Origin of the sequence: Microtetraspora fusca, from assembly GCF_001570365.1 — a bacterium.
In the GTDB taxonomy this organism is placed as follows: Bacteria; Actinomycetota; Actinomycetes; order Streptosporangiales; family Streptosporangiaceae; genus Microtetraspora; species Microtetraspora fusca.
In genome coordinates this window covers 1-25,570 of record NZ_BBYK01000049.1, presented here as the reverse complement: position 1 = coordinate 25,570, position 25,570 = coordinate 1, and the positions used below count along the sequence as shown (strand labels likewise).

General features: G+C 70.8%; 28 protein-coding genes and 1 pseudogene. 14 read left to right on the top strand and 15 right to left on the bottom strand.

Annotated elements, in window-relative coordinates; translation table 11 throughout:
- Nucleotides 1-78: 78 nt before the first annotated feature.
- The 4 genes from AWQ68_RS18990 to AWQ68_RS18975 all read right to left on the bottom strand — a co-directional run bounded on the left by AWQ68_RS18990 (nucleotide 79) and on the right by AWQ68_RS18975 (nucleotide 3,778).
- On the bottom strand, nucleotides 79-1,329 hold the full coding sequence (locus tag AWQ68_RS18990; RefSeq protein WP_066942210.1) for an MFS transporter: 1,251 nt from the start codon (nucleotides 1,327-1,329) through the stop codon (nucleotides 79-81).
- Between the two features lie 117 nt (nucleotides 1,330-1,446).
- Nucleotides 1,447-2,241 (bottom strand): pyrroline-5-carboxylate reductase, encoded by a 795-nt coding sequence (proC, locus tag AWQ68_RS18985; protein WP_066942209.1) that lies wholly within the window; start codon nucleotides 2,239-2,241, stop codon nucleotides 1,447-1,449.
- A 71-nt stretch (nucleotides 2,242-2,312) separates the two neighbouring features.
- A complete protein-coding gene (locus tag AWQ68_RS18980; RefSeq protein WP_066942208.1) occupies nucleotides 2,313-3,047 on the bottom strand; it encodes an ABC transporter permease in 735 nt (244 codons plus the stop codon).
- A complete protein-coding gene (locus tag AWQ68_RS18975; RefSeq protein ID WP_218006928.1) occupies nucleotides 3,044-3,778 on the bottom strand; it encodes an ABC transporter ATP-binding protein in 735 nt (244 codons plus the stop codon). The genes AWQ68_RS18980 and AWQ68_RS18975 overlap by 4 nt, the downstream gene beginning before the upstream one ends.
- A gap of 253 nt (nucleotides 3,779-4,031) precedes the next feature.
- On the opposite strand from AWQ68_RS18975, the gene AWQ68_RS42560 reads away from it, so the two are divergent.
- The 8 genes from AWQ68_RS42560 to AWQ68_RS18935 all read left to right on the top strand — a co-directional run bounded on the left by AWQ68_RS42560 (nucleotide 4,032) and on the right by AWQ68_RS18935 (nucleotide 12,632).
- Nucleotides 4,032-4,316, top strand: coding sequence for a hypothetical protein (locus AWQ68_RS42560; RefSeq protein ID WP_157545459.1), 285 nt, complete (start codon nucleotides 4,032-4,034; stop codon nucleotides 4,314-4,316).
- A 35-nt stretch (nucleotides 4,317-4,351) separates the two neighbouring features.
- Entirely contained in the window at nucleotides 4,352-4,807 is a 456-nt protein-coding gene (locus tag AWQ68_RS18965) for a hypothetical protein (RefSeq protein ID WP_066942207.1), read from the top strand.
- Nucleotides 4,808-4,976: 169 nt separating this feature from the next.
- Nucleotides 4,977-6,845, top strand: a complete 1,869-nt coding sequence (gene dnaK / locus AWQ68_RS18960; RefSeq protein WP_066942206.1) for a molecular chaperone DnaK — start codon at nucleotides 4,977-4,979, stop codon at nucleotides 6,843-6,845.
- On the top strand, nucleotides 6,842-7,483 hold the full coding sequence (gene grpE, locus AWQ68_RS18955) for a nucleotide exchange factor GrpE (RefSeq protein ID WP_066942205.1): 642 nt from the start codon (nucleotides 6,842-6,844) through the stop codon (nucleotides 7,481-7,483). Before dnaK ends, grpE begins: the two co-directional genes overlap by 4 nt.
- Nucleotides 7,484-7,562: 79 nt before the next feature.
- Nucleotides 7,563-8,741 (top strand): molecular chaperone DnaJ, encoded by a 1,179-nt coding sequence (gene dnaJ / locus AWQ68_RS18950; RefSeq protein WP_066942204.1) that lies wholly within the window; start codon nucleotides 7,563-7,565, stop codon nucleotides 8,739-8,741.
- A 4-nt stretch (nucleotides 8,742-8,745) separates the two neighbouring features.
- Complete coding sequence (locus AWQ68_RS18945) at nucleotides 8,746-9,093, top strand: heat shock protein transcriptional repressor HspR (protein ID WP_066942203.1); 348 nt, start codon at nucleotides 8,746-8,748, stop codon at nucleotides 9,091-9,093.
- 149 nt (nucleotides 9,094-9,242) lie between these two features.
- Nucleotides 9,243-11,837: an ATP-dependent chaperone ClpB gene (gene clpB / locus AWQ68_RS18940; RefSeq protein WP_066942202.1), complete on the top strand. Its 2,595-nt coding sequence runs from the start codon at nucleotides 9,243-9,245 to the stop codon at nucleotides 11,835-11,837.
- A gap of 147 nt (nucleotides 11,838-11,984) precedes the next feature.
- Nucleotides 11,985-12,632: a hypothetical protein gene (locus tag AWQ68_RS18935; protein WP_066942201.1), complete on the top strand. Its 648-nt coding sequence runs from the start codon at nucleotides 11,985-11,987 to the stop codon at nucleotides 12,630-12,632.
- Nucleotides 12,633-12,717: 85 nt separating this feature from the next.
- Here AWQ68_RS18935 and AWQ68_RS18930 read toward each other — a convergent pair whose 3' ends face one another.
- On the bottom strand, nucleotides 12,718-13,254 hold the full coding sequence (locus tag AWQ68_RS18930; protein ID WP_066942200.1) for a hypothetical protein: 537 nt from the start codon (nucleotides 13,252-13,254) through the stop codon (nucleotides 12,718-12,720).
- A 173-nt stretch (nucleotides 13,255-13,427) separates the two neighbouring features.
- Here AWQ68_RS18930 and AWQ68_RS18925 point away from each other — a divergent pair, with 173 nt between their 5' ends.
- The gene (locus AWQ68_RS18925) at nucleotides 13,428-13,715 is read left to right on the top strand and encodes a hypothetical protein (protein WP_157545457.1); all 288 of its coding nucleotides are present in this window, start codon (nucleotides 13,428-13,430) and stop codon (nucleotides 13,713-13,715) included.
- A gap of 8 nt (nucleotides 13,716-13,723) precedes the next feature.
- Here the strand turns inward: AWQ68_RS18925 and AWQ68_RS18920 are convergent, their stop codons facing one another.
- The 4 genes from AWQ68_RS18920 to AWQ68_RS18905 all read right to left on the bottom strand — a co-directional run bounded on the left by AWQ68_RS18920 (nucleotide 13,724) and on the right by AWQ68_RS18905 (nucleotide 17,072).
- Nucleotides 13,724-14,374, bottom strand: a complete 651-nt coding sequence (locus AWQ68_RS18920; RefSeq protein WP_084464167.1) for a TetR/AcrR family transcriptional regulator — start codon at nucleotides 14,372-14,374, stop codon at nucleotides 13,724-13,726.
- A gap of 99 nt (nucleotides 14,375-14,473) precedes the next feature.
- Complete coding sequence (locus AWQ68_RS18915; RefSeq protein ID WP_066942197.1) at nucleotides 14,474-15,580, bottom strand: CapA family protein; 1,107 nt, start codon at nucleotides 15,578-15,580, stop codon at nucleotides 14,474-14,476.
- A gap of 377 nt (nucleotides 15,581-15,957) precedes the next feature.
- Nucleotides 15,958-16,164: a DUF397 domain-containing protein gene (locus AWQ68_RS18910; RefSeq protein ID WP_066942196.1), complete on the bottom strand. Its 207-nt coding sequence runs from the start codon at nucleotides 16,162-16,164 to the stop codon at nucleotides 15,958-15,960.
- 50 nt (nucleotides 16,165-16,214) lie between these two features.
- Nucleotides 16,215-17,072 carry a helix-turn-helix domain-containing protein gene (locus AWQ68_RS18905; RefSeq protein ID WP_066942195.1) on the bottom strand — a complete coding sequence of 286 codons (858 nt, stop codon included), beginning with the start codon at nucleotides 17,070-17,072 and terminating at the stop codon, nucleotides 16,215-16,217.
- A gap of 286 nt (nucleotides 17,073-17,358) precedes the next feature.
- Between AWQ68_RS18905 and AWQ68_RS18900 the strand changes: the two genes are divergently transcribed.
- From AWQ68_RS18900 to AWQ68_RS18890, 3 genes are all read left to right on the top strand, one after another.
- Nucleotides 17,359-17,571, top strand: a complete 213-nt coding sequence (locus tag AWQ68_RS18900; RefSeq protein WP_066942194.1) for a hypothetical protein — start codon at nucleotides 17,359-17,361, stop codon at nucleotides 17,569-17,571.
- Nucleotides 17,572-18,044: 473 nt separating this feature from the next.
- Nucleotides 18,045-18,617 (top strand): HD domain-containing protein, encoded by a 573-nt coding sequence (locus AWQ68_RS18895; protein ID WP_066942193.1) that lies wholly within the window; start codon nucleotides 18,045-18,047, stop codon nucleotides 18,615-18,617.
- A 59-nt stretch (nucleotides 18,618-18,676) separates the two neighbouring features.
- Nucleotides 18,677-19,588, top strand: a complete 912-nt coding sequence (locus tag AWQ68_RS18890; protein ID WP_066942192.1) for a Rieske (2Fe-2S) protein — start codon at nucleotides 18,677-18,679, stop codon at nucleotides 19,586-19,588.
- Nucleotides 19,589-19,600: 12 nt separating this feature from the next.
- On the opposite strand, the gene AWQ68_RS18885 is transcribed toward AWQ68_RS18890, so the two are convergent.
- The gene (locus tag AWQ68_RS18885) at nucleotides 19,601-19,831 is read right to left on the bottom strand and encodes a DUF8836 family protein (RefSeq protein ID WP_066942358.1); all 231 of its coding nucleotides are present in this window, start codon (nucleotides 19,829-19,831) and stop codon (nucleotides 19,601-19,603) included.
- Between the two features lie 151 nt (nucleotides 19,832-19,982).
- Here AWQ68_RS18885 and AWQ68_RS18880 point away from each other — a divergent pair, with 151 nt between their 5' ends.
- Nucleotides 19,983-20,762, top strand: a complete 780-nt coding sequence (locus AWQ68_RS18880) for an IclR family transcriptional regulator (protein ID WP_066942191.1) — start codon at nucleotides 19,983-19,985, stop codon at nucleotides 20,760-20,762.
- Nucleotides 20,763-20,862: 100 nt separating this feature from the next.
- Here AWQ68_RS18880 and AWQ68_RS18875 read toward each other — a convergent pair whose 3' ends face one another.
- Together AWQ68_RS18875 and AWQ68_RS18870 are read right to left on the bottom strand one after the other, a co-directional pair.
- A complete protein-coding gene (locus AWQ68_RS18875) occupies nucleotides 20,863-21,609 on the bottom strand; it encodes a sulfite exporter TauE/SafE family protein (RefSeq protein ID WP_066942189.1) in 747 nt (248 codons plus the stop codon).
- A gap of 202 nt (nucleotides 21,610-21,811) precedes the next feature.
- Nucleotides 21,812-22,600, bottom strand: coding sequence for an ABC transporter ATP-binding protein (locus AWQ68_RS18870; protein WP_066942187.1), 789 nt, complete (start codon nucleotides 22,598-22,600; stop codon nucleotides 21,812-21,814).
- Between the two features lie 69 nt (nucleotides 22,601-22,669).
- Between AWQ68_RS18870 and AWQ68_RS18865 the strand changes: the two genes are divergently transcribed.
- Nucleotides 22,670-23,392: an Rv1486c family protein gene (locus AWQ68_RS18865; protein ID WP_066942185.1), complete on the top strand. Its 723-nt coding sequence runs from the start codon at nucleotides 22,670-22,672 to the stop codon at nucleotides 23,390-23,392.
- Between the two features lie 4 nt (nucleotides 23,393-23,396).
- Here AWQ68_RS18865 and AWQ68_RS18860 read toward each other — a convergent pair whose 3' ends face one another.
- The 3 genes and pseudogenes from AWQ68_RS18860 to AWQ68_RS40995 form a co-directional block, all read right to left on the bottom strand.
- A complete protein-coding gene (locus AWQ68_RS18860; RefSeq protein WP_066942183.1) occupies nucleotides 23,397-24,026 on the bottom strand; it encodes a response regulator in 630 nt (209 codons plus the stop codon).
- The gene (locus AWQ68_RS18855) at nucleotides 24,023-25,039 is read right to left on the bottom strand and encodes a GAF domain-containing sensor histidine kinase (RefSeq protein ID WP_245655981.1); all 1,017 of its coding nucleotides are present in this window, start codon (nucleotides 25,037-25,039) and stop codon (nucleotides 24,023-24,025) included. The genes AWQ68_RS18860 and AWQ68_RS18855 overlap by 4 nt, the downstream gene beginning before the upstream one ends.
- A 110-nt stretch (nucleotides 25,040-25,149) precedes the next feature.
- Nucleotides 25,150-25,473: pseudogene (locus AWQ68_RS40995) on the bottom strand (SDR family NAD(P)-dependent oxidoreductase); the annotation flags it as partial.
- Nucleotides 25,474-25,570 lie beyond the last annotated feature (97 nt).

The window sequence follows — 25,570 nt, the reverse complement described above, 5'->3', positions numbered from 1 at the left end:
CGTGACATACGCCACTCATCCCGCGCACGTACCGAAATATCGGCAAGTGTCGTGGAGGTCGGCCTCCTCCCCCAGCGCCTATGGGCGGGCGGCCTCCCCGACCGGCGCGACGCGACGGAGGCCGCGGATCGCGGGGATGCCGAGCAGGAAGGCGATGCCCACCAGCCCGACCACGAAGCCCGCCGCCAGCACGTTCTCCGCGCCGACCCGTTCCGCCGCCGGACCCGCCAGCGCCTGGCCCACCGGAAGGCTCAGCACCGACCCCGCCACCTCGTACGCCGTCACCCGGTTCAGCACGTCCTGGCTGACCTGGGTCTGCACGCTGGTCGCCCACATCACCGACCAGAACCCCCACACCGAGCCGGTGAGCGCGAACGCCGCCGCGAGCACCGGCAGCGGCATGTGCAGAGCGAGGGCGAGCGGCTCGAAGAAGTACAGCGTCATCGCGATCGCGCCGGCCATCAGCGGGCGCGACGGCCGGAACCAGACGGCGACGAGGCCGCCGACGACCGTTCCCGCGCCGGCCGCCGACATGATCCAGCCGTACGCGCCACGGCCGTGGCCCTCCGTGATCAGCGCCGCGCCCAGGGGGATGAGCGGGCCGAAGACGAGCACGCCGTAGACGGACCAGATGATGATGACGCTCCACATCCAGGTGCGGGAGCGGAACTCGTCCCACCCCTCGCGCAGGTTGCGCAGCATCGACGAGCCCGCTGTCGTGCTCGGCAGCGGCCGTACACGCAGGAGCAGCAGGCAGACGGCGCTCACCGCGAACGTCGCCGCGTCCACGACGAAGACCAGCCCGGCGCCGCCGAGGCCGACGAGCACGCCCGCCAGCGCGGGGCCGAGCAACTGGGCGATCGCGTCGGCCACGCGCAGCGTGGCGTTGGCACGCTGCAGGTCCGACGCCACATGGGGGACCATGCTGCTCACGCCCGGCTGGAACATCGCGGCGGCCGCGCCGCTGATCGCCGACAGGGCCACGATCTGCCACAGCCGCGGCGTCCCGGCCGCGAAGGCCGCGGCCATGACCGACTGGCTGACCAGCCGCACCAGGTCGGCGGTGATCATCATCCGCCGGGCGGTGAACCGGTCGGCGAAGACGCCGCCGAAGAGGATCAGCGCGGCGAACGGCGCCATCCACGACGCGAGCACGAACCCGACGCCGGACGGGCCGTACCCCGCGCCGAGCACGGCCAGCGAGATCGCGACGGGCAGCATGGTGTCGCCGAGCATCGACACCGCGCGCCCGGTGAAGTAGAACCCGAAATCGGGCGTCCAGAGCGGTCGCCGCCCCACCCCCGCCACGGCCTGTACGGCTCCCGCCACGTCACCCTCACCGATCGCGCCCCGATGCCACCAGCGGAATGATGCCGTTCGGAACGGAAAGTTTCCTAATGGTTTTCGCGGCGTGTTTCGGTAAGGGCGGTCACGAGGCGTACAAAATCAGCCGGAGGCGAGCTGCCTGCTGCGGTCCCTGGCGGCCTCGATGGCGTCGAGGAAGGCGGCCCGGACCTTGTGGCGTTCGAGCTCGGCGATCGCGGCGATGGTCGTCCCGCCCGGCGACGTGACCGCCTCGCGCAGGATCACGGGGTGCTCCCCCGAGTCGCGCAGCATGATCGCGGCGCCGACGATCGACTGGGTGACCATGTCGAGGGCGGCGGCGCGCGGCATGCCGAGCAGGATCCCGGCGTCAACCATGGCCTCGACCAGATAGAAGAAGTAGGCCGGGCCGCTGCCCGACAGCGCGGTCGCGGCGTCCTGCTGCGACTCGGGGATGCGCAGGACCTTGCCGACCGGCCTGAGCAGGTCCTCCGTGCGCTCCAGGTGGCGCTCGCCGGCGTGCGCTCCGGGCGAGATGACGCTCATCGCCTCGTCGACCAGGACCGGCGTGTTGGACATGACACGGACCACCGGCACCGCCTCGCCCAGCCGGGACTCCACGAAGGCGGTGGTGATGCCCGCCGCCACCGTGATCACCAGCCGATCGGCCGGGACGTACGGGGCGATCTCGGCGAGCAGGCTCCCCATGTCCTGCGGCTTGACCGCGAGGATGATCGTATCGGCGGCCTTGGCCGCCTCGGCGTTGGAGACGACGCGCACGCCGTAGGTCTCACGCAGCGCCGCCGCCCGGTCCCCGCGCCGCGCTGTCACCATGATCTCGTTCGGCGGCAGCCCGGCCCGGACCAGCCCGGAGAGCAGCGCCTCGCCCATCTTGCCGGTGCCGAGAATCGCGATCATGACCATTCCTCGCTGGTAGGGACATCCGCCCGCAGCTTACCGACGACGGCGGCGCGTACGGTGCGCCCAGGTCACGGCGTACGGCGGCGCAGCGTGGCGGCGCCGAGGACGAGCGCCAGGACCGCGCACCCGGCCACGATCAGGATGTCCCGGACCAGCACGCCGGTGACATCGCCGGTCCGCGCGACCTCCTGCATCGCCTCCACCGCGTACGTGAGCGGCATGACGTCGGAGAGCCGCTCCAGCCAGGACGCCATGGCGTCGCGGGGGACGACGAGCCCGCACAGCAGCGACTGCGGAAGCACGACCGCGGGCATGAACTGCACCGCCTGGAACTCGGTGCGGGCGAAGGCGCTGAAGAACAGGCCGAGCGCCATGCCCAGCAGCGAGTCGAGCACGGCCACCAGGACCAGCAGCCACACGGAGCCGGCGATCTCCAGACCGAGCCAGGTCAGGGAGATGGCGAGCACCACCGCGACCTGGGCCGCCGCCACCGCCCCGAACGCGAGGGCGTAGCCGAGCAGCAGGTCGAAACGGCCGAGCGGGCCGGCCATCAGCCGTTCGAGCGTGCCGGTCGCCCGCTCCCGCTGCGTCGTGATCGAGGTGACCATGAACATCACGATGAACGGGAAGATGCCGAGCAGCGTCGGGCCCAGCCGGTCGAACGACGCCGCGTCGTCGATGACGTACCTGAGCAGGATCATCAGCACGGTCGGCACGCCGACCAGCAGCGCGAGCGTGCGGCGGTCGTGGCGGAGCTGGGCGAGGATCCGGCCCGCCGTGGCTAGGGTGATCGTCGGGCTCATCGGACGCGCTCCGCCTTCTCCTTGACCAGGCGCAGGAACGCCTCTTCCAGATCCGTGGTCCCGGCGCGCTCACGCAGCCCGTCGGGGCTTCCGTCGGCGAGGATCTCGCCCTCCCGAAGGATGATCAGCCGGTGGCACCGGGCCGCTTCGTCCATGACGTGGCTGGAGACGACCAGGGTCACGCCGCGCTCCGCGAGGCTCTGGAAGAGCCGCCAGAGGTCCTGGCGCAGCACGGGGTCGAGGCCGACGGTCGGCTCGTCGAGCACCAACAGTTCGGGCGAGCCGAGCAACGCGACGGCCAGGCTGGCCCGGCCGAGCTGGCCGCCGGAAAGCGCGCCGGCGAGCTGCCGGCCCGTGCCGGCGAGGCCGACCTCCTCCAGCACGCGCTCGGCGTCGTCCTTGCCCGCCCCGAGGACCGCCGCGAAGTAGCGCAGGTTCTCCAGCACCGTCAGATCCCGATATATGGCGGCGCTCTGGGTCGAGTACCCGATCTTGCGGCGGAGGGCCGGGCTGCCCGCCGGCTCGCCGAGCACCGCCACCTCGCCGCTGGTGACGATCTGCACGCCGACGATCGAGCGGATCAGCGTCGTCTTTCCGCATCCGCTGGGCCCGAGCAGGCCGGTCACCTGTCCGCGCGGCACCTCGAAGGTGAGGCCGTGCAGGACCTCGGCCCCGCCCCGTACGACCCGCAGGTCCCGTACGGCGATCGCCGGTCCGGATAAATTCATCATGCGTTGAAATTAGACCCGCGTCGCGGGCACCGTCAACAGGGCGTCGAACCAGACGGACGGCCACCTCGTTTAATGAGATATGCGAAGGTTCTGCGCCATAACGCTCCTGCTCATGGCGGCGGCGTGCGGGCAACCGCCGTCCACGCCGCATTCACGGTCCGCGCCGCCACCTGGAGGACACGGCGCGGAGCAGCCGACCAGTGCGCCGGCGAGCACGGAACCCGGGCACGGGAGGCCTGCGCCGCAGACGCCCGTGGGGCACACGCTCAACCCCCGGAAGATCGCCTGGACCAGCGTGACGCCGTCCGCGGACGGCCGGTCGCTCGCCGTCGTCTGGTGGTCGGGCGTCGCCCCGTGCACCGTGCTCGACCGGGTCGAGGTGGAGGAGAGCGCCACGCGGGTCACGGTCACCCTCTACGAGGGCCGCGACCTGCGCCATCCCGACACCGCCTGCATCGACATCGCGCTGGAGAAGACGACCACGGTGCGGCTCGCCGCCCCGCTCGACGGCCGCGAGGTGGTCGACGGCGCCAAGTGATGAACCGGCCGGAAGACCGCTCCGTCAATACGGTTATGCGTACGATTCGACGAACCGCGGCGACGGTCGCGACTCTCCTGATCGCCATCGCCGGAACGGCCTCGGCCTCGGTGGCGTCCGCGTCCGCCGGCCCCGTCTCCGGCACGCCCGCGTCCCACCTCCCCGCCTCCTTCGCCGCCTCGGCCGGCGCCCCGGCCCCGGTGAAGCCCAGGGGCGGCACCGTCGACCCGCACAAGGTCAAGTGGACGTCCGCCAAGCCGATCCGGAACGGCGGATATCTGCGGGTCACCTGGTGGTCCGGCGTCGAGCCCTGCACGGTGCTCGACCGGGTGCGCGTCAAGGAGACCAGGAGGAAGGTCACGGTCACCCTCTACGAGGGCCGGGACAAGGACGCCCAGATGTGCGTGATGATCGCCGTCCAGAAGAGCACGATCGTGAAGCTCAGGGCCCCACTCGGCGACCGCAGGGTCGTCGACGGCGCGGCGCGCTGACCGCAGGGTTCACGCCCTCGACAGATCGGAGCGGATCCGGAGCGGATTCAGGGCGCTCCACCCGCACACCATGAGGTTGAGTCCACTAGGCTCAAGTCGTTTGACAAAGCTCGTTGGGCGACCCAATATTGAGTCGTACCGACTCAACTTTGACCACAAGGACGAACTCATGGCACGTGCGGTAGGTATCGACCTGGGGACGACCAACTCCGTCGTCTCGATCCTCGAGGGCGGTGAGCCCACCGTCATCGCGAACGCGCAGGGCTCGCGGACCACCCCGTCCGTGGTCGCCTTCGCGAAGAACGGCGAGGTGCTGGTCGGCGAGGTCGCCAAGCGTCAGGCCGTGACCAACGTCGACCGGACGATCCGCTCGGTCAAGCGAGAGATGGGCACGGACTGGTCCGTCGAGATCGACGGCAAGAAGTTCACTCCCCAGCAGATCAGCGCCTTCGTCCTGCAGAAGCTCAAGCAGGACGCCGAGGCCTACCTGGGTGAGAAGATCACCGACGCGGTGATCACCGTCCCCGCGTACTTCAACGACGCCCAGCGGCAGGCCACCAAGGAGGCCGGCACCATCGCGGGCCTCAATGTGCTGCGCATCATCAACGAGCCGACCTCGGCCGCCCTGGCCTACGGCCTCGACAAGGAGAAGGACCAGACCATCCTGGTCTTCGACCTCGGCGGCGGCACCTTCGACGTGTCCCTGCTCGACGTCGGCCAGGAGGACGGCCACGGCTTCGTCGAGGTCCGCGCCACCAGCGGCGACAACCACCTCGGCGGCGACGACTGGGACCAGCGCGTCGTCGACGAGCTGGTGACCCGCTTCAAGAACGCGCACGGCGTCGACCTGTCCAAGGACAAGATGGCCCTCCAGCGCCTGCGTGAGGCCGCGGAGAAGGCCAAGATCGAGCTGTCCAGCCAGACCGAGTCGACGCTCAACCTGCCCTACATCACCGCCTCGGCCGAGGGCCCGCTGCACCTCGAGGAGAAGCTGACCCGCGCCGAGTTCCAGCGGATCACCGCCGACCTGCTCGAGCGCTGCAAGCACCCGTTCCACCAGGTCATCAAGGACGCCGGCATCAAGGTCTCCGACATCGCCCACGTGGTGCTCGTCGGCGGCTCGACCCGTATGCCCGCCGTGACCGACCTGGTCAAGGAGCTGACCGGCGGCAAGGAGCCGAACAAGGGCGTCAACCCGGACGAGGTCGTGGCGATCGGCGCCGCGCTCCAGGCCGGCGTGCTCAAGGGCGAGGTCAAGGACGTCCTGCTGCTCGACGTGACCCCGCTGAGCCTGGGCATCGAGACCAAGGGCGGCATCTTCACCAAGATCATCGAGCGGAACACCACGATCCCGACCAAGCGGTCGGAGGTGTTCACCACCGCCGAGGACAACCAGCCGTCGGTGCAGATCCAGGTCTACCAGGGCGAGCGCGAGATCGCGGCGTACAACAAGAAGCTGGCCACGTTCGAGCTGACCGGCATCGCCCCGGCTCCGCGCGGCATCCCGCAGATCGAGGTCACCTTCGACATCGACGCGAACGGCATCGTCAACGTCAGCGCCAAGGACCTCGGCACTGGCAAGGAGCAGTCGATGACGATCACCGGCGGCTCCGCGCTGGCCAAGGACGACATCGAGCGCATGATGCGCGAGGCGGAGTCGTACGCCGAGGAGGACAAGAACCGCCGCGAGGAGGCCGAGGTCCGCAACAACGCGGACGCCCTGGCCTACCAGACGGAGAAGTTCCTGCACGACAACGACGACAAGGTCCCGGCCGACGTCAAGACCGAGGTCAACGACGCGCTCGCCGAGCTGAAGAAGACCCTTGAGGGCACCGACTCGGCCGCGATCCGCGCCGCCGCCGAGAAGCTCGCGACCGTCAGCCAGAAGATGGGGTCGGCGATCTACGCCCAGTCCCAGGCCGCGGGCGGCGCCGAGGGCGCCGCGGCCTCCGGTGACGGCCAGGCGAAGGCCGACGAGGACGTCGTCGAGGCCGAGATCGTGGACGACGAGCCGAAGCGGGAGGGCGGCAACAAGTGACCGCGCGCGAGAACGGTTCCGAGCAGGAGCCGGTGATCCGCGACAACCGCAAGATCGACCCGGAGACGGGGACGGCGCGCACCGGCGCGGCTGCCCCGGACGCCGAGGCGCCCACGGCGGAGGAGGCGCCCGCCGCGGTGGGCAGCGACAACGGTGCGGACCTGCTCGCGGAGCGCACCGCCGACCTGCAGCGGCTGCACGCCGAGTACGCCAACTACCGCAAGCGGGTGGACCGGGACCGGTCCGTCGTCCGGGAGCAGGCGGTGGCCGGTGTCCTCACCGAGCTGCTGCCCGTGCTCGACGACATCGGCCGGGCCCGCGACCACGGCGAGCTCACCGGCGGGTTCGCCAAGGTGAGCGAGTTGCTGGAGGCGACCCTCGGCAAGCTCGGCCTGGTGCGGTACGGCGCGAAGGGCGACCCGTTCGACCCGAACGTGCACGAGGCGCTTCTGCACAGCTACTCCGACGACGTCTCCGAGCCGACGTGCGTGGAGATCCTGCAGCCCGGCTACCGCATGGGCGAGCAGGTCCTGCGCCCGGCCCGGGTCGCCGTCGCTGAGCCGGACGAGACCGCCGCGGCCGAGGCGGCGGGCGCCGACTCCGACTCCGCGGATTCCGGTGAATCCGACCAGAACTGAAACCCCTGGTTTCTCTCCCGATCCGGCAGGATCGGGAGAGAAACCGAGACACACCCCCTTGCGCGGAGGAAAGCGATAGATGAGCACCAAGGACTACCTGGAGAAGGACTATTACGCCGTCCTTGGTGTGCCCAAGTCCGCCACCGCCGCCGAGATCAAGACGGCGTACCGGAAGCTGGCCAGGCAGTACCACCCGGACGCCAACAAGGGCAACACCGAGACCGAGGAGAAGTTCAAGGAGGTCTCCGAGGCCTACGACGTGCTCTCCGACACCAAGCGCCGTAAGGAGTACGACGAGGCGCGCACCCTCTTCGGCTCCGGGCTCGGCGGATACGCCGGCACGGGCGCGTCGCGGGGCGGCGGCTTCAACTTCGACTTCGGCGACCTGTTCTCCGGCACCGGGCAGGGCGGCAGTGCGGGGGACCGCATCGGCGACCTGTTCGGCGGCCTGTTCAACCGGGGCGGCCGCACCACGGCGACCGGCGCCAACCGGCCGCGCCGCGGGCAGGACATCGAGTCCGAGGTCACGATGTCGTTCGGCGAGTCCGTCGAGGGCAGCACGGTCTCGCTGCGGCTGACCAGCTCGTCTGCGTGCGGAGCGTGCAGCGGCACGGGTGCCAAGGCCGGCACCACGCCGCGCGTCTGCCCGACCTGCGAGGGCACCGGCGCGGCCAGCCGCAACCTGGGGAACTTCGCCTTCTCCGAGCCGTGCCGCGACTGCCGCGGCCGGGGTCTCATCGTGGACGACCCGTGCCCGGTCTGCGAGGGCAGCGGCCGGGGCAAGAGCACCCGCACGATCCAGGCCCGCATCCCGGCGGGGGTCGCCGACGGCCAGCGCATCCGGCTCAAGGCCAAGGGCGCGCCCGGCGAGAACGGCGGTCCCGCCGGCGACCTCTACGTCCAGGTCCATGTCAAGCCGCACCCGGTGTTCGGCCGAACGGGCGAGAACCTGACCGTGACCGTGCCGGTCACGTTCCCCGAGGCGGCGCTCGGCGCCGAGATCAAGGTGCCCACGCTCAAGGGCATGCCGGTCACCCTGCGCATCCCGGAGGGCACGCCCAACGGGCGCACGTTCCGCGTGCGCGGCCGGGGAGCCCCCCGCAAGGACGGCACCAAGGGCGACCTGCTCGTCACCGTGCAGGTGACGGTGCCGCCGCACCTCGATGACAAGGCGCGGGCAGCTCTGGAGGAGTTCCGCGACGCCACCGAGGGCATCGACCTGAGAGAAGAGCTGATCAAGCAGGCCAGAAGCGAGTGAGCATATGGATGCCAACTTCTTCGATCTGTCCGACGACACGCCGGTCTACGTCATCTCGGTTGCCGCCCAGCTCTCCGGCCTTCATCCGCAGACACTCCGGCAGTACGACCGGCTCGGCCTGGTCAGCCCGGGACGCACGGCCGGTCGCGGACGGCTCTACTCGACGAGAGACATCGTGCTGCTGCGCGAGGTGCAACGGCTCTCCCAGGAGGACGGCATCAACCTCGCGGGGATCAAACGCATCCTCGAACTCGAAACCGAGACCCTGCGCCTGCGCGACGAGGTGGTACGGCTCCGCAGCGAGCTGACCATGATCCGCGCGCTGGTCAGATACGAACTTCCACCAGCCTGATCCGGGAATTCACGGGCCCGCGTGACGCGCGGCGGTGACCACGTCGAGCGGTTCGGGGAGCGCAGCGCCCCTCGACCCGCCGGCGTGGCGGAGACCGCCGCCGCGCCGGTCGCGCGTGCCCGCTGAGCGAAGCGAGGCCACGAACCACCATGGACTACAAGCTGACGCAGAAGAGCCAGGAGGCCCTGGCAGGGGCGGTCCGGCGGGCGGCCGCGGAGGGCAACCCCGAGGTGGCCCCCGTTCACCTCCTCACCACGCTTCTCGCCCAGACGGGCGGCACCGCCGTCCCCCTCCTGGAAGCGGTGGGCGCGGACTGGAAGCAGCTCCGGACCAAGGCCGAGGAGCTGCTCGCCGCGCTGCCCAAGGCGCACGGCGCCACGGTGAGCGCCCCGTCGAGCTCGCGGCAGCTCCTCACCGTGCTGAACACCGCGGCCCAGCGCGCCAAGCAGCTTGAGGACGACTACGTCTCGACCGAGCACCTCCTGGTGAGCCTCGCGGCCGACGGCGGCCAGGTGGCCGACCTGCTCAAGGCGCAGGGCGCGACGGCGAGCGCGCTGCTCGACGCGTTCGAGAAGGTGCGCGGGCACGCCCGGGTCACCAGCGAGACCCCCGAGGACACCTACCGCGCCCTGGAGAAGTACGGCGTCGATCTCACCGAGCGGGCCCGGGCGGGCAAGCTCGACCCGGTCATCGGCCGGGACACGGAGATCCGCCGGGTCGTCCAGGTGCTCTCCCGCCGCACCAAGAACAACCCGGTGCTGATCGGCGAGCCCGGCGTCGGCAAGACCGCGGTGGTCGAGGGCCTGGCGCAGCGGATGATCGCCGGTGACGTGCCGGAGAGCCTCAGGAACAAGCGGCTCGTCGCGCTGGACCTCGGCTCGATGGTCGCCGGCGCGAAGTACCGCGGCGAGTTCGAGGAGCGCCTCAAGGCCGTGCTCAACGAGATCAAGGAGAGCGACGGCCAGATCGTCACCTTCATCGACGAGCTGCACACCATGGTGGGCGCGGGCGCGGCCGAGGGCGCGATGGACGCCGGCAACATGCTCAAGCCCATGCTGGCGCGCGGCGAGCTCCGCATGATCGGCGCGACGACGCTCGACGAGTACCGCGAGCGCATCGAGAAGGACCCCGCGCTGGAGCGCCGGTTCCAGCAGGTCTACGTGGGCGAGCCGACCGTCGAGGACACGATCGCGATCCTGCGCGGCCTGAAGGGCCGCTACGAGGCCCACCACCAGGTGCAGATCTCCGACAGCGCGCTGGTGGCCGCGGCGACGCTCTCCGACCGCTACATCACCGCGCGGTTCCTCCCGGACAAGGCCATCGACCTGGTCGACGAGTCCATGTCGCGGCTGCGCATGGAGATCGACTCCCGGCCGGTGGAGATCGACGAGCTCCAGCGCATCGTGGACCGGCTCAAGATGGAGGAGCTCGCCCTCGTCAAGGAGACCGACGAGGCGAGCCGCCAGCGGCTGGAGAAGCTCCGCGAGGAGCTGGCGAACCGCCAGGAGGAGCTCAACGGCCTCGTCGGCCGATGGGAGCGCGAGAAGGCCGGGCTGAACAAGGTCGGCGAGCTGAAGAAGCAGCTCGACGAGGCGCGCGGCGCCGCCGAGCGGGCCCAGCGCGACGGCAAGTTCGAAGAGGCCTCCCGCATGATGTACGGCGAGGTCCCCCGGCTGGAGAAGGAGCTGGCCGAGGCGACCAAGGCCGCGGAGGAGGCCGAGGAGGCCGACGAGCCGCCGATGGTGAAGGAGGAGGTCGGCCCGGACGACATCGCCGATGTCATCTCGTCCTGGACCGGCATCCCGGCCGGCCGGTTGCTCGAAGGGGAGACCGCCAAGCTGCTGCGCATGGAGGACGAGCTCGGCCGGCGCCTGATCGGCCAGCGCGCGGCCGTGCAGGCCGTGTCCGACGCGGTACGGCGGGCCCGGGCGGGCATCGCCGACCCGGACCGCCCGACCGGTTCCTTCCTCTTCCTCGGCCCGACCGGCGTCGGCAAGACCGAGCTGGCCAAGGCGCTGGCCGATTTCCTGTTCGACGACGAGCGGGCGATGACCCGCATCGACATGAGCGAGTACGGCGAGAAGCACAGCGTGGCGCGGCTCGTCGGCGCCCCTCCGGGATACGTGGGGTACGAGGAGGGTGGCCAGCTCACCGAGGCCGTCCGCCGCCGGCCGTACACGGTGGTGCTGCTCGACGAGGTCGAGAAGGCGCACCCCGAGGTCTTCGACGTGCTGCTCCAGGTGCTGGACGACGGCCGGCTCACCGACGGCCAGGGCCGCACGGTGGACTTCAGGAACACCATCCTGATCCTCACGTCCAACATCGGGTCGCAGTTCCTCGTCGATCCCAAGATGGAGAACGGCGCCAAGCGCGATGCCGTGATGACCGCGGTCAGGAGCGCTTTCAAGCCCGAGTTCCTCAACCGGCTCGACGACGTCATCGTGTTCGACGCGCTCGGCACCGAGGAGCTGTCGCAGATCGCCGACCTGCAGGTGTCGCGTCTGGCGGCGCGGCTCGCCGAGCGCCGACTCACGCTGAGCGTCACTCCGGGCGCCCGGGAGTGGCTGGCGCTGACCGGCTACGACCCCGTGTACGGCGCGCGCCCGCTCCGGCGGCTGATCCAGTCGGCCATCGGCGACACGCTGGCCAAGGCGCTGCTGTCCGGGGAGATCCGCGACGGTGACGACGTGGTCGTGGAGCTCGACGAGGCCGGGGACACCCTCGCCGTGCGGGCCGTTCGGTAAGGAATCCCCCACCATTGCGGCAAGCGTGCCCCTTGGAATCCCCCCGCCGGTACGTTCGGTGCTCAGAGAGACACCGAAAGTAATCGGGGGGATTCGATGTCAGGAACATCGCGAAGCGTCCGAGCGCGACATGCCGCGCTCGCCACCGTGACCGCCGGCGTGAGCTGGTTCGCCGGCGGTCAGGCGGTCGCGGCGGCGGGACCGTGCACGGGCACGACGGCGGGTGCGACGACGCGCGCCGCCTGCGAGGCCGTCACCGCGAACGGCCCGGCACGGGGCGCGCGCCTCATCACGATCAACAGGCTCGCCCGTGCGGCCGGACTGCCCGGCCTCTCCTCCGCGACCGGGGTGCTGAGCATCGCCGACCCGGGCGGCGCGGCCGCGGGCCAGGGCTACCCCGGCCTGCCCGGCATCCCGCAGGCCGCCGCGGCGACGTCCGGCCTGCCGAACCCGCTCGCCGTACCGGTGCGGCTCCCGGAGCTGCCGGACGTTCCGGCGCTGCCCGCGATCCCGGCGCGGCCCGACGCCGCCGCCGACGGGTCCACCCAGCCGGTCACCCAGCCGCCCGCCCAGCCGGTCCCGGACGCCGCTCAGTCGGTCCCGGACGCCGCTCAGTCGGCCCGCAAGAAGCCGGGCAAGACGGCGAAGCGGGCCGAGCGGGCGAAGGCCGTGCCGGCGACCCCGCCGACGAAGACGCAGAACGCGCCGAAGGCCCCGGAGACGCGGCCGGGCAAGAAGGACGGAGCGGTCGCCAGGATCGCCAAGGATCTGATCGACACCACGGTCCTGCCGTAGCGGGGCCGTACGCGCCCGCTCGCCGGTGAGCGGGGACGACGAAACGAGAAGGGGCCGCGGTCGCGGCCCCTTCGTCATGTTCCGGTCATCGTGCGATGTCGAGCGAGGCGTCCAGGTCGTCCTCGGGCAGCCCGAGATCCACCCTGATGCGGTACCTGGTGCGCAACAGGGCCTCCCGCACCGTGCTGCCGGGCGGGCAGGCCGCGGCCCCCTCGGTCGCCCACTCGTGCGCGCCCTCCAGGTCCCCGTACGCGACCAGCGTCTCGGCGACGGTGAGCGCGGTGGCGGGGTTCCAGACGCTGTCGCGGATATCGGCGATGACCTCTCGCGCCTCGTCGGGGCGGTCGAGTTCGAAGAGCGTGTCGGCGACACCGGAGCGCGGATCCACGAGGACCTCTCCGCCGTCTCGCGCCGCCTCGCGGAAACGATCGAGGGCAACCTCGGGTTGGCCCGCCTGCCGCCACTCCTCCGCCGCCATGACGAGGATCGCCGCCCGTGACATCTCTCCGGACTCGTAGAGCCGGGCCAGCGTGTCGAGCCGGCGCGCCAGAGCGCCGTGGTCGTCGAGCAGCAGAGCTTGTTCGAGCAGTCGATCGAGCTGCTCATGTGTCACATGCGCCACAAGGCGAGGCTATCGAGGCGGCCCGCCTGTTCGCCGGAGATCCGCCCGCATTCCCCATATCGCGAATTGTGTTCGATTAACTACGAAGTGTGTTTGGAGGGGGATAATCGGGCATATTGCCATGGCACGTGGGCAATCTGGGAGCGGTGATGCCGGTGTTCAGGCAGGTGAGTATGACGTTCGCTTCGGCGGTCGCACTCTCCGCCGTGATCCCCGGCCTCGTCGGTTATGCCACAGCGAGGTCCGAGGCCCTGGAGCGGGCGAGCGCCGAGCTAACACGGCTGCAGTCCGAGATGTACTCCACCGGAGCCTCGATGCGGCCGGTCGCCGCCTCCTGCCTGGTCGCCCGGCCGCTGAAGCGGAAGCACGCCGTCCCCGTCCAGGTGCGCTATCGCCTGATGCCGCTCTCCGACCCCCTGTCCGACGATCGGGACCGGCTCCGCCCGCACCAGGACGACTGACGGCCGGATCAGCCCGCGCGGAGCTGGCGGGAGAGGTAGCCGCGTACCAGTTGCTTGGCTTCGGCCACGATGTCGGGAGCGCCGTGGGGATCGCGCCGGAAGGCCAGCTTCAGCACCGCGTCGCCCGCCTCGACCGCGACGAGCATGGCGCGGTCCAGCTCCTCGCTGTCGGCGAGGCCGAACTCCTTGAGCAGCAGCGCCCGGAGCCGTCCGGCGATCACCGTGTTGTTGTCCGCGACCGAGTCGAGGAGGTTGAGATCCACGATGTCGCCGAAATGCAGCGACCGGAACCCCGCAACGGCCCGATGCATCTCGACGTACTCCTCGATGATGGCGTCCACGGCGTCCCACCAGCCGGTGTAGTCCTCCGTGATGAACCGGCGGCCCACGCGGGCGACGAAGAGCTCGACGTGGCGCCGGGTCAGCGCCTGGGTGATCGCCCGCTTGTCCGGGAAGAACTGGTAGACCGAGCCGATCGCGACACCGGCGCGCTCGGCGATGCGGGTCGTGGTGAGCGCCTCGTAGCCGATCTCGTCCAGCAGCTCGGCGCACGCGTCGAGCATCCGTTCGACGCGTCGGGCGCTCCGGCGCTGGGACGGCCGACGGCGGAGTGGGTCGGGATTGGCGGGGTCGGCGTCCTCTTCAAGCTGAGTGGACATCCCTCCATATTGCCCGTTCAGCGCCTTCCGGTCAGTCCTCTCCCGGACAGTCCCTTGATTTCCTCGGCCGCGCCTCGACCTGGAGCGCCGGCGGGCGTCTCACTGCTCCCCGGACGGGCGGGCGGTCAGCCCCGTGCACTGGCGCAGCGAGGCGTACTCGGTCAAGGCCTGCTTGCCGGCCTCGCCGGTCAGCGGGATGGGCACGCCACCGTTGATGCGGGCCGGGGTCCACCGGTCCTTGAGCACCTTCCTGCCCTTGATCGTGAGGGTGAGCACGCCGGTCTTCCCGGTCTCCGGTCCCCAGTTGTAGAAGACGAAGTTGCCCAGGCCGTAGTGGACGTAGCTCCGGCCCGAGTAGCCGCCGCCGAGCAGGATGTGGGCGTGGCTACCCACGATCACATCGGCGCCCGCCTCTGACAGCTTGGTGGCGAGATCGCGCTGGACATCGGTCGGGCACTTGACCAGCTCCGCGCCCCAGTGCAGGAACACGATCACCGTGTCGGAGTTCTTGCGGGCCTGCCGTACGGCCTGCAGGAGGCGCGGCTCGTTCTTGGCGGAGGCGAGGCCCGCCTTGTCGTCGGTGGCCGTCCAGGACTGGATGAACTCGGAGTCGAGCACCTGCGTCGCGCCGATGACCGCCACCCGGTTGCCCTTCACGGTGGCCCGGAACGGCCGGTACGCCTCGGCGGCGTCCTTCCCGATGCCGATGACGGGGAACTTGGTGCGCTTGATCGCGGCGAGCGAGTCCCGCAGCCCGCTCTCCATGTAGTCCATGCCGTGGTTGTTCGCCATGGTCACGGCGTCCACGCCGGCGGCCTTGAGCGCGCTGAAGGCGGTGGGGGGCGCGCGGAAGGTGAACTGCTTGCCCGGTGCGGGCGTGCCACCGGTGGTGATCGCGGTCTCCAGGTTGAGCAGGGTCAGGTCGGACCGGCGCAGCACGTTCGCGATCGGGCCGAGGGCGGTGCGCGGGTCGTTGTCCAGCCGGGTCCGCAGCACGCCCTCGAAGTGCACGTCGCCCGCGAACGAGATCGTGTACGGCTCGGGGGCCGGCTCCGGCTTCGCCCGCGTGGGTGAGGCCGCGGCGGCACCGGTCTCTTTGGACGACTCCGGGATCTGCTCACCTTCCGCGGCCGTGCAGGCGGCGACCAGGAGGGTAAGGGCGGCCAGAGCGGCGACGCGAATCTTCACGGGATCCGAGCATGCCATCTCTTGGCGATATCTGGGGAATAGGTCATCTTCCGATCCATCAAACTGGCGCACCTCAAAAAGCTGAATACATCCACTCTGCGAGGCATCCTGGGACGCCGATCGCTTCGCGAGGTGGGACTGCGGGTGGCCGCCATCTGCAAGTCGTCAGGGAGGCGACCACCTCGACGTAGACGCCATTGCACCGCGAGGAGGGGTCAGTCGTGGGAGGAAGTCAACGCACCACGAAAACCAGAGGTCCCCGGCGGATGTCCGCCGGGGACCTCGGTTTCGTGCGGCACGACCACCCCGGGCGCCGGTCGTTTGCTCGGCGGCGCTTCGGGGCGGGCCGCGTCAGCCCGTCCGGTTCACCGGAGGGGCGGGCACCCGCAAAGGTGTCAGAGGTCGAACTCGCCGTCCTTGACGCCCCCGATGAAGGCGTCCCACTCGCCGGGTGTGAAGACGAGGACAGGACCATCCTGGTCCTTGCTGTCACGGACCCCGACATGGCCCTCGGGGAGCGCCGCCACTTCGACGCAGTTTCCGTTGCCGGCGCTGCGGATGCTCTTACGCCATGCCGCGCCTGAGAGATCGATCGAGTACATTTATGGTCTTTCTCCTCAGACAAGGCGCTGAGGCGATATAGGGAAGCGATTCACTTCCAGCGTTCGATTGATTTTTGGATCAGCTCCCGACTGGCGTCGACGTCGAGGGCCTCGGCCTGCAGTTGGCCGAAGGCGATCTCGTAGCCGTACACGGTCTCCTCCTCTTCGACGAAGCGTGCATCGAAAAGGGACTCCAGGTACACGACGTCGTGGAACTCCGGCAACTTCAGGTGAAGAAAAGACCCGGTGTTGACCGGATGTCCGGCGTCGAGCGGAAGCACTTGAATCCGGATGTTGGGCCGCTGGGAGACGGTCACCAGCCGGTCGAGCTGGCCCCGCATCACCGCGGCGCTCCCGAAGCCCCGGAGAAGGACGGACTCGTCCATGACCACCCACAGGGTGAGCGGCTCCTCCTCGCGCAGGATGATCTCCTGTCGGGCCATCCTCGTCTCTACTCGGCTGCGCACACCCCCTTGCGCGAACCGCGTGATCGACTGGACCGCCTTGACGACCTCGAGAGCGTACTCCTCGGTCTGGAGGAGGCCGGGCACCACCTGGGGTTCCCAGTTGCGCGCTAGGGTGGCCTCCACCTCCAGCCCCAGCAGAGTGGTGTACTCATGGGGCAGAGAGCTCTGGTAGTCCTCCCACCAGCCCTTCCGCACGGCGTCCCGATGCAGGTCGAGCAGCTCTTGGCGCTGACCCGAATCGACCTCGTACGCCTCCAGGAGCGCCTCGACGTCCGCCTTTCGCGGCGACGTCTTGGCGGTCTCGATGCGGCTGACCTTCGCCGCCGACCAGCCAAGCTGCGCGGCGACCTGGTCTCCGGTGAGCTCGGCACGCTCCCTGAGGCGGCGAAGCTCCTGTCCGAGCCTGCGCCGACGGAGGGTAGGACTCCCGCGTTCGGACAACTCGGCCGACCTCCTCACCCGCAGTGGAAGGCATACGGGGGCGGACGCCCCTACTCGGGCATCGTAATGCAATTTGCACCGTTACATGCGGCGCATCTCCGGAAGATTGTTGCAAGTTTCCTTACTTTGAGTATTGCAAGGAAATCGCTCCGGCGTCACGATCGAACCAACAGGGGTACTCAGGGGAGTGATCGAGACACAGAAGAGCCGGGCCGGAAGGCTGCCACCGCCCGACCCGGCGGACAAACGAGAGCTCCTCATCGAAGCGGCGAAAGGGGAGTCTCTTATGCATTTCCACGGTACCAATCGGCTCTTACGAATCAAGGCCCGGATCGGCGGCATCGCCGGGCAGGCCGACCGGGATCTCTGCGTCGACCAGGATTGGTGGGCTCACCGCCTCGGCTGGACGGTCACCCGTACCGGCTTCGGCGCCCGCCACTACCGCGACCCCCGGTTCGACCTCGTGCTCGAACTTGAGGGGGCCATGCCGAGCGCGTAACAGGGTCTGACGAGCCAGCCCCGGAGCTTGGGGGGCCTCGCTTCGGGGCTTTCCCGTGTCCACGCCCACACCTCGCCGCCGCCTCACCCCGCGCCGCCTCACCCCACGCCCACACCGCGCCGCACCCCGCACGACACACCGCCGGCGACGCACACCGCCCGGCACGCCGCAACCGGACGGCGCATCTATGCACCGCCTACCGCCGAGGCACCGCGACGCCGAAATACCTTGACGCGACCGGCCTCGTGACGGCCCGTCCCAACGGATTCCGTAGAGCGCCACGCCCGGACGCCAAGTGGCAGTCGGATCGTCATCCCACGTCATCAGGTCCCGAGACGCAAAGGGTCACCATACGACCGCGATATGTAAACAAGCGCTTGAGGGCCGGGCGTACGTTGATCACGAAGGTTAGGCTTGCCCAGGTGACCATCGCAACCCAAGAGGATCGCCTGCACGCACAGATCAGCTTCGCCATGGAGATCGACAAGCTCAAGCGCGTCATCCGCCGCAACACGCTGATCGACGGGTCGCGACGGGAGAACGGCGCCGAGCACTCCTGGCACGTCGGCATGCTGGCGATGACCATGGGTGAGCACGCCCCTCCCGGAACGGACCTGGAGCGGGTGGTCGCCCTGCTGCTCGTCCACGACCTGGTGGAGATAGACACGGGAGACTGCTTCCGTCACGACGTGCCCGGCGAGACGCGGCCCGGCCTCCAGCAGGACGGCCCCGGCCCGGACACGCTCGCCGCCGCGACCCGCATCTTCGGCCTGCTCCCCCACGACCAGCGCGTACGGCTCCGCGCGCTGTGGGACGAGTTCGAGGAGCGGCGGACGCAGGAGGCGCGGTTCGCCAAGGCGCTCGACCGGCTCGCCCCCATCCTGGCCAACCACCACAACGAGGGAGGGACCTGGGCCCTCTACAAGGTCACCGCCCGCCACCTGGCGGACAGCGTACGGATCATCCACGAGGGCTCGGCCACTCTGGGCGCCTACGCGGCCCGGATGATCGAGTCGTCCGTCGCCCGGGGCCACCTCGCTCCCTGAGCGCCCACCGGTGTTCGCCTCTCCAGGCCGGGGGTAAGTGCTGGTACAAGGGGGCGAAAATGGACAAGACGACCAGGTCGCGACGGGCGATCCGGCTGGCGCGCAAGATCCCGCCGGGGAACATCCTCGACGGACTTGAGCACGTCACGGCCCTCGACCGCCCGATCCGGGTCATCGCGAAGGCCGTACGCCGCAAGCTGGGCCCGGGGCCGGTGCGCGACCTGCTGCACGGCGTCCCCATCGGGCATCCCCTCCACCCCTCGCTGGCCACGATCGCCATCGGCTGCTGGGTGGGGGCGGCGGTGGTCGACTGGGCCGATGCGGACGAGCGGGCGTCCCGGGTGCTGGTGGCCGCCGGTCTGGGCACCGCGGTGCCGACGGTGGCCGCCGGCCTGACCGACTGGTCCACCCTCCACCGCGAGCAGCAGCGCGTCGGCTTCGTTCACGCGCTGACGAACGCGACCGCGACCGGCCTCTACACCGCGTCGCTGCTCCTGCGGATGGCCGGTAAGGAGCGGGCGGGCCGCCTCTTCTCGTTCGCCGGACTCGGCGCCGCGTTCGGAGGCGCCTATCTGGGCGGGCATCTCGCGTATCGGCAGGCCGCCGGCGCCAACCACGCCGAGTCGCTCAGCCACCTCGTACCGCTCGGCTGGCACGACCTGTGCGCGCTCAAGGACCTGCCCAACGGCCGGCCGGTGACCCGGCGGCTCGGCTACATCGACCTGTTCGTGCTCCGGCTGGGCGACGGCGTGAGCGTGCTGGCCGACCGCTGTGCCCACCTCGCCGGGCCGCTGCATCAGGGGCGCCTCGTCATGGAGGAGGGCGAGGCATGCGTGGTTTGCCCCTGGCACGGCAGCGTCTTCCGCGTCTCCGACGGCACCGTGGCGCACGGCCCGGCCACCGCGCGGCAGCCCGCGTTCCAGACCCGCCTCCGCCGGGACGGCATCGTGCAGGTACGCCCCGCGCCGTGACGGCCGGGCCCCTCAGTCGCCGGGACGGCGCTCGTCCACGGGATGCTCGACCAGCGCGATGACACGGTTGGACATGAAACGCGCGGTGCGGACGGGGGTACCGGTCCGCGTGACCTCGCTGACCTCGACGATGCCGCGGCCCGTGGTGACCTCGACCCGCCTGCCCGCCCTGGTCGCGATCACTTCGTAGGTGCGGGGGGTGCCACCCGCGTCGATGACGATCTCCACTCGGTCGCCCTTCACAAAGAAGTACATACCCGGCGAACAACCATCGATCACCTGTGCGATCCGGCGGAGCGGAGCGGCGACCGTCGACAGGAAATATTCTGGATGACAGGATGCTGTCTCGCAAAACGCAACGAACGACGAATCGCACCGACCGGGGTGAACCGACATGGGTGATGCCGCCAGGCCCGTTCACGAGGACTCCGCCGACGCGAAGGCGGCTCCGGCGATCCAGACCGTCCAGCGTGCCGCACTGATCCTCAGCGCGTTCACGGTCAGCCGTCCGCAGCTCAGCCTGAACGAGATCACCAGCAGCCTGGGCACCAGCAAGGCGACCGCGCATCGGTACACGAAGGCGCTGCGCGAGAGCAACCTGCTGCGCTACGACGATCGCGAGGCGCTGTACTCCCTCGGCCCGCAGATCCTGACGCTGTCGGCCGCCGCGCGGGCCGGGATGCCGGTCATCGGCATCGCCGGGCCGTACATGCAGCGGCTGGTACGCGAGATCGACGAGACCGTGGTGCTGAGCGTCTGGGACGGCGACACGGCGGTCGTGGTGCGGGTGGACGACAACACCGACCGGATCATCCGGGTCAGCGTCCGCACCGGCTCTCGGCTGTCGCGCACCGAGTCGGCGCAGGGCCGGGTCTTCTGCGCGTTCCTGCCGGAGGAGGAGGTGCCGGGGCTCGCGGAGGACGTCCAGGCGAACGCCGAGCTGCGCCGCGAACTGGAGAAGATCCGGCGGAACAACATCTCGGCCAACACCCCGTCGGTCAACGGGGTGCGCAGCATCGCGGCGCCGCTGTTCCGCGGCAACACGCTCGTCGCCGCCATGGCGATCGTCGGGACGACCGCCTCCGTGCCCGAGGGCACCCGCTCACCACTCGCGGAAGCGCTCAAACGGACCGCCGTCGAGGTCAGCACCGAGCTGGGCCGCGAGGCGCGCTGACCCCTCGCCGGCGCGACCGTGATGCGCCCGGCGAGCCTGGTAGGCGACGCGGCGACGTACGGCAGGAAGCCCGCCGAGCGGTACGGCGAGCGCCCGCCGATCAGGTGAGCAGCTTGACGATCGCCACGATGCCGATGCAGACGATCACGGCGCGCAGCACCGGGGCGGGCAGCCTGCGGCCCAGCCGGGCGCCCAGGTACCCGCCGACGCCGGTGCCCAGCGCGACCAGGAGCGCGGCGAGCCAGTCCACATGGGCGACGAGGGAGAACAGGATCGCGGCCGTCAGGTTGACCAGCAGCGACAGGAAGTTCTTCGCCGCGTTGATCCGCTGCAGCTCCTCGTCGAGGAAGATCCCGAGCAGGCCGATCAGCACGACGCCCTGGGCGGCGCCGAAATATCCGCCGTAGACGCCGGCACCGAGCACGGTCAGCCACAGCCAGGGGCCACCGTGCGGGTGCGTACGCCGTCCGGCCAGCCAGCCGTTGAGCTTCGGCTGCACGATGACCAGCACGCAGGCCGCCCCGATCAGGACGGGGACGATGACCTGGAAGGCTCTCTCGGGCAGCCGGAGCAGCAGCACCGCGCCGATGAGCGAACCGATGACGGACGCCACGCCGAGCCGCAGCAGCCGGGAGCGCTGTCCGGTGAGCTCGGGCCGGTAGCCCAGCACGCCGGTCACGCCGCCGGGGATCAGCCCGACGTTGTTGGAGACGTTCGCCACGACGGGAGGCAGGCCGACCGCGAGCAACGTGGGAAACGTGATGAGCGAGCCCGATCCGACGATCACGTTGATGCCACCGGCCCCGACCCCGGCCGCGAAGACCGCGACCGCCTCCAACGGCGTCAAGTCCTGCTCCCTCGAACGGCTATCGCCCGATGGTAGATGGAGGTCCGCCGCAAACGTCCGGCCGGGGTACGGCGAAGCCGACCGCCGGCCGGGAGGCGATCTCCGACGGCTGCTCGGGGACGCCGCAGGATCGGCGGCGGCGCCGGTCAGCCCGGCCCTGGCGGTCGGCCGCGGCGTCAGAACTGACGGCCGGCCATGACGGTCAGAACGGGCGGGCGTACCAGCGGTCGCCGGATCCGCGGTCGAGCCGCAGCGGCACGCCGAAGGTGCGGGACAGGTTGTCCGCGGTCAGCACCGACTCCACCGGCCCCTGGGCGACCACGGAGCCGTGGCGCAGCAGCATCACGTGGGTGAATCCGCTCGGGATCTCCTCGACGTGATGGGTGACCAGGACCATCGTCGGCGCCTTGGGGTCGCGGGCCAGCCCGCCCAGACGGCGGACGAGGTCCTCGCGCCCCGCCACGTCGAGCCCGGCCGCGGGCTCGTCGAGCAGCAGCAGCTCGGGGTCCGGCATCAAGGCGCGGGCGATCTGCACCCGCTTGCGCTCCCCCTCGGAGAGCGTGCCGAAGCGCCGCCTGATCAGGTGGGCGCAGCCGAGCTGGTCGATGAGCTCGACCGCGCGGGTGACGTCGTGGGAGTCGTACTCCTCGTTCCATCGGCCGAGGATGGCGTAGGACGCGGTCAGCACCAGGTCGATGACCTTCTCGTCCGGCGGCACCCGCTCGGCCAGCGCCGCGCTGGCGAGGCCGATCCGGGGGCGCAGGTCGAAGACGTCGGCCTGGCCGAGCCGCTCGCCGAGGATCTCGACCGCTCCCTCGGTGGGGAAGAGCAGCGCTGCGGCCACCTGCAGCAGCGTGGTCTTGCCCGCTCCGTTGGGGCCGATGACGACCCAGCGCTCGTCCTCGCGGACGGACCAGTCGATGGCGCGCAACAGCGCGGCACCGTCCCTGCGAACCGTGACGTCCCGCAGCCGCAGAACCTGACCGCCCATGTGGCCCCCTCCTGAGGTTACTCAGATAAAACTATTGCAGCCGGTCGGCATATCGTGGATCGGGTGCGTATGGATTCACCGATCTCAGCCGTCCTCGTCTCGTGGGGAAACGCCTGGCTGGGCGGGCACGTCGGGCTGGACGAGGCCGTGGACCGCGTCGAGCGGGCCGGCGGCCCCCAGGTCGTGGCCGATGGCCCGAGGGAGTCGACGCTCCGCGCCTTCCTCGCCGGGCTCCGCTCCGAAGGGCTCGGCTCGTTCCGGCTGGCCCTGCCGGTGGCCGGCGACCCGCTCGGGCTGGCCGGGCCGCCCGCCTTCAACATGAGCGCCATCGACGCCGGCCAGGCCGTGATCGCCGTGCTGCGCGGCCGTCGCCTCGGCCTGGTGCCCGCGCCCGACCGGCGCGGCTCCTCGTACGCCGGGGTGCGCTGGACGGCCGTCGAGTCGGCGGACAGCGAGCCCTACGTGCCGTCGCTGGCGGAGGCCGAGCAGGCCCTCACCGGCGCGATGCGCGCCGCCACCGACGCCCTGCGCGGCGTGGCCGGTCCCGGCCCCGGCGCTCCAAGCCTGAAGGACCCCGACGAGCCGCTCGCCCCGGGCTACCCGGGACGGGCGCACCGGGTGGGCGCGCTCGCCGCGCGGCTGTCCGAGGCGCTCCGCCTCGCCGGGGAGCGCGGCCTGACCTCCGGCCAGCTCGCCGCGCGCGGCGAGGCCCTGCGCGAGTTGGACCGGGCCGTACGGCGGGCACGGGTCGCCGCCCACCACGCCATCGTGGAGGGGCAGCCGCAGGGCTGACCCCTCAGCCGAGGCCATGCCGTACCGCGTAGAGGGCGGCCTGGGTGCGGTCCTGCACGCCGAGCTTCATCAGGACGTTGGAGACGTGGGTCTTCACGGTCTTCTCCGCGACGAGCAGCTCTCTGGCGATCTCGCGGTTGGACCGGCCTCCGGCGATCAGCCGCAGCACCTCGCGCTCCCGCTCCGTCAGTGCCGCGCCGACGTGGGCCGGGGAACGGTCGTCGCCGGAGATCATGGCCTCGGCCGCCTCGGGGGCGAGCAGCACCTGCCCTCCGTGGACCGCCCGGATGGCCTGGATGAGGGCGGTGGGGTCGACGTCCTTGTACAGGAAGCCGGCCGCGCCGGCCCGCATCGCGGGTGCGACGTCCGCGCGGTCGCTGACCGAGGTCAGCACGATCACCCTGGTGCCGAGGGCGCCGGCGGAGCCGAGCCGGGTCAACGCGCCCAGGCCGTCGAGCACGGGCATCTTCAGGTCGAGGAGCAGGATGTCCGGCCGCAGCGACTCGGTCAGCGCGACCGCCTCCGCGCCGTCGGCGGCCTCACCCACGACGACCAGGTCCTCCTGGATCTCCAGGAAGGTGCGCAGACCCTGGCGGACGACCGGATGGTCGTCGGCGATCAGGACGTTGATCATGCGGGCACCACCAGCCGTACCGTGGTGCCCGCCCCGGGCGCGGACACCACCTCGAGCGATCCCCGTGCGTTCTCCGCCCGGTCGCGCATAGAGGCCAGACCGAGCCCCTTGACCGGGTCGGCGTCCGGATCGAACCCCTTCCCGTCGTCGCCGACCTCCAGGACCAGCGCGCCGTCGCGGCGCGAGAGCCGTACGTCGACGTGGGCGGCCTCGGCGTGCCGTACCGCGTTGTGCAGGGCTTCCTGCGCCACCCGCAGCACCGTCACCTCGGCCGTGACGTCGACTCTGGCGGCGGACGGGTCGCCGTCGAAGGCGAACCGGGCCGACACCGGATGCAGCCGGTCGAGCAGGTGGACGTGCTTGCGCAGGGTCTCGACCAGGCCGTGCCGGTCCAGCTCGGCCGGGCGCAGCTCGACGATCACCGCGCGCAGTTCCGCCAGGGCCTCGCCCGCCAGGCGCTGGACCTGGTCGATCTCCCGGGCGGCCCGGCCGGGATCGGCCTTCAGCAGCGACGCGGCGGCCTGCGCGGTCAGCCGCAGCGAGAAGAGCTTCTGCGAAACCGCGTCGTGGAGCTCGTGCGCCATGCGCGTGCGCTCCTCGATCACGGTCAGCTCGCGCCCCCGCTCGTACAGCCGGGCGTTGGTGATGGCGATGGCGGCGTGCGCCGCGAACATGGTGAGCAGGTCCTCGTCGGCCGCCGTGAACCCGCCCGGCGTCCGCTTGTTGGAGAGGAAGATGATGCCGAGGACCTGGTCGCCGTCCCGAATGGGCACACCGAGGAAGTCCTTGAGCACGGGATGCGCCCGCGGCCACCACTCGAACCGGGGATCCCTGCGGATGTCGGCCAGCCGGACCGAATCGCCGTCGCGCAGCATCGCGCCGAGCATCCCGTGCTGGCGCGGGGTGGGGCCGATGGCCTCCCACTGCTCCTCGGAGATGCCCTCGGCGACGAACTCGGCGAACGCGCCCTGATCGTCGGGGACGCCGAGCGCGGCGTAGCGCGCGTCGAGCAACCGGCTCGCCGACCGGACGATGACCGCCCGCGTAGCGCTCCGCCTTCGCCGCCGTCTCCACGCTGGGCCACCGACATCGCCGAGCCCGCCCGCGTGACGGCCGGCGCGATCACGTTCGTCTCGAACAGGTCGCGCAGCCCGTCGAGCGGATATCCGGCGAGCGCGGGAAGCGGTACCGGCCCCAGCCCGCTCGCGTTGTTCACCAGGAGATCGAGCCGGGGTACGGCTTTCGCCAGGCGGGCCCGGTGGGCGGGGTCGGCCACGTCGCCCGCGATGGTCGTCACGTCGGCGGAGGCGTCGAGGTCGAAGGCGGCGCAGTGGAGGTCCTCCTCGCCCCGGGCGGTGAGGGTGAGGGCCCAGCCCTCCGCGGCGAGCGCCCTGGCGAGCGCCAGCCCGAGACCGCGGGAGGCGCCGGTGATGAGTGCGTGCTTCATACCGCCGACGCTAGGAACCGGGCGGTCGTCGCACATCGGGCGAGAGGCCCTGCCCCGCCTCGGCAGTTCGCCCTAGGACCCCGGGCTCGCGCCGGGG

Coding starts and splice junctions, on each gene's coding strand:
- AWQ68_RS18900 (WP_066942194.1), top strand. CDS start 17,359: ATGCATTTCCACGGTACCAATCGGCTCTTACGAATCAAGGCCCGGATC.
- AWQ68_RS18895 (WP_066942193.1), top strand. CDS start 18,045: ATGGAGATCGACAAGCTCAAGCGCGTCATCCGCCGCAACACGCTGATC.
- AWQ68_RS18910 (WP_066942196.1), bottom strand. CDS start 16,164: ATGTACTCGATCGATCTCTCAGGCGCGGCATGGCGTAAGAGCATCCGC.
- AWQ68_RS18925 (WP_157545457.1), top strand. CDS start 13,428: ATGACGTTCGCTTCGGCGGTCGCACTCTCCGCCGTGATCCCCGGCCTC.
- dnaK (WP_066942206.1), top strand. CDS start 4,977: ATGGCACGTGCGGTAGGTATCGACCTGGGGACGACCAACTCCGTCGTC.
- AWQ68_RS18920 (WP_084464167.1), bottom strand. CDS start 14,374: ATGTCCACTCAGCTTGAAGAGGACGCCGACCCCGCCAATCCCGACCCA.
- AWQ68_RS18870 (WP_066942187.1), bottom strand. CDS start 22,600: ATGGGCGGTCAGGTTCTGCGGCTGCGGGACGTCACGGTTCGCAGGGAC.
- dnaJ (WP_066942204.1), top strand. CDS start 7,563: ATGAGCACCAAGGACTACCTGGAGAAGGACTATTACGCCGTCCTTGGT.
- AWQ68_RS18965 (WP_066942207.1), top strand. CDS start 4,352: ATGCGTACGATTCGACGAACCGCGGCGACGGTCGCGACTCTCCTGATC.
- AWQ68_RS18915 (WP_066942197.1), bottom strand. CDS start 15,580: ATGGCATGCTCGGATCCCGTGAAGATTCGCGTCGCCGCTCTGGCCGCC.
- AWQ68_RS18975 (WP_218006928.1), bottom strand. CDS start 3,778: ATGATGAATTTATCCGGACCGGCGATCGCCGTACGGGACCTGCGGGTC.
- clpB (WP_066942202.1), top strand. CDS start 9,243: ATGGACTACAAGCTGACGCAGAAGAGCCAGGAGGCCCTGGCAGGGGCG.
- AWQ68_RS18860 (WP_066942183.1), bottom strand. CDS start 24,026: ATGATCAACGTCCTGATCGCCGACGACCATCCGGTCGTCCGCCAGGGT.
- AWQ68_RS18880 (WP_066942191.1), top strand. CDS start 19,983: ATGGGTGATGCCGCCAGGCCCGTTCACGAGGACTCCGCCGACGCGAAG.
- AWQ68_RS18980 (WP_066942208.1), bottom strand. CDS start 3,047: ATGAGCCCGACGATCACCCTAGCCACGGCGGGCCGGATCCTCGCCCAG.
- AWQ68_RS18945 (WP_066942203.1), top strand. CDS start 8,746: ATGGATGCCAACTTCTTCGATCTGTCCGACGACACGCCGGTCTACGTC.
- proC (WP_066942209.1), bottom strand. CDS start 2,241: ATGATCGCGATTCTCGGCACCGGCAAGATGGGCGAGGCGCTGCTCTCC.
- AWQ68_RS18890 (WP_066942192.1), top strand. CDS start 18,677: ATGGACAAGACGACCAGGTCGCGACGGGCGATCCGGCTGGCGCGCAAG.
- AWQ68_RS18865 (WP_066942185.1), top strand. CDS start 22,670: ATGGATTCACCGATCTCAGCCGTCCTCGTCTCGTGGGGAAACGCCTGG.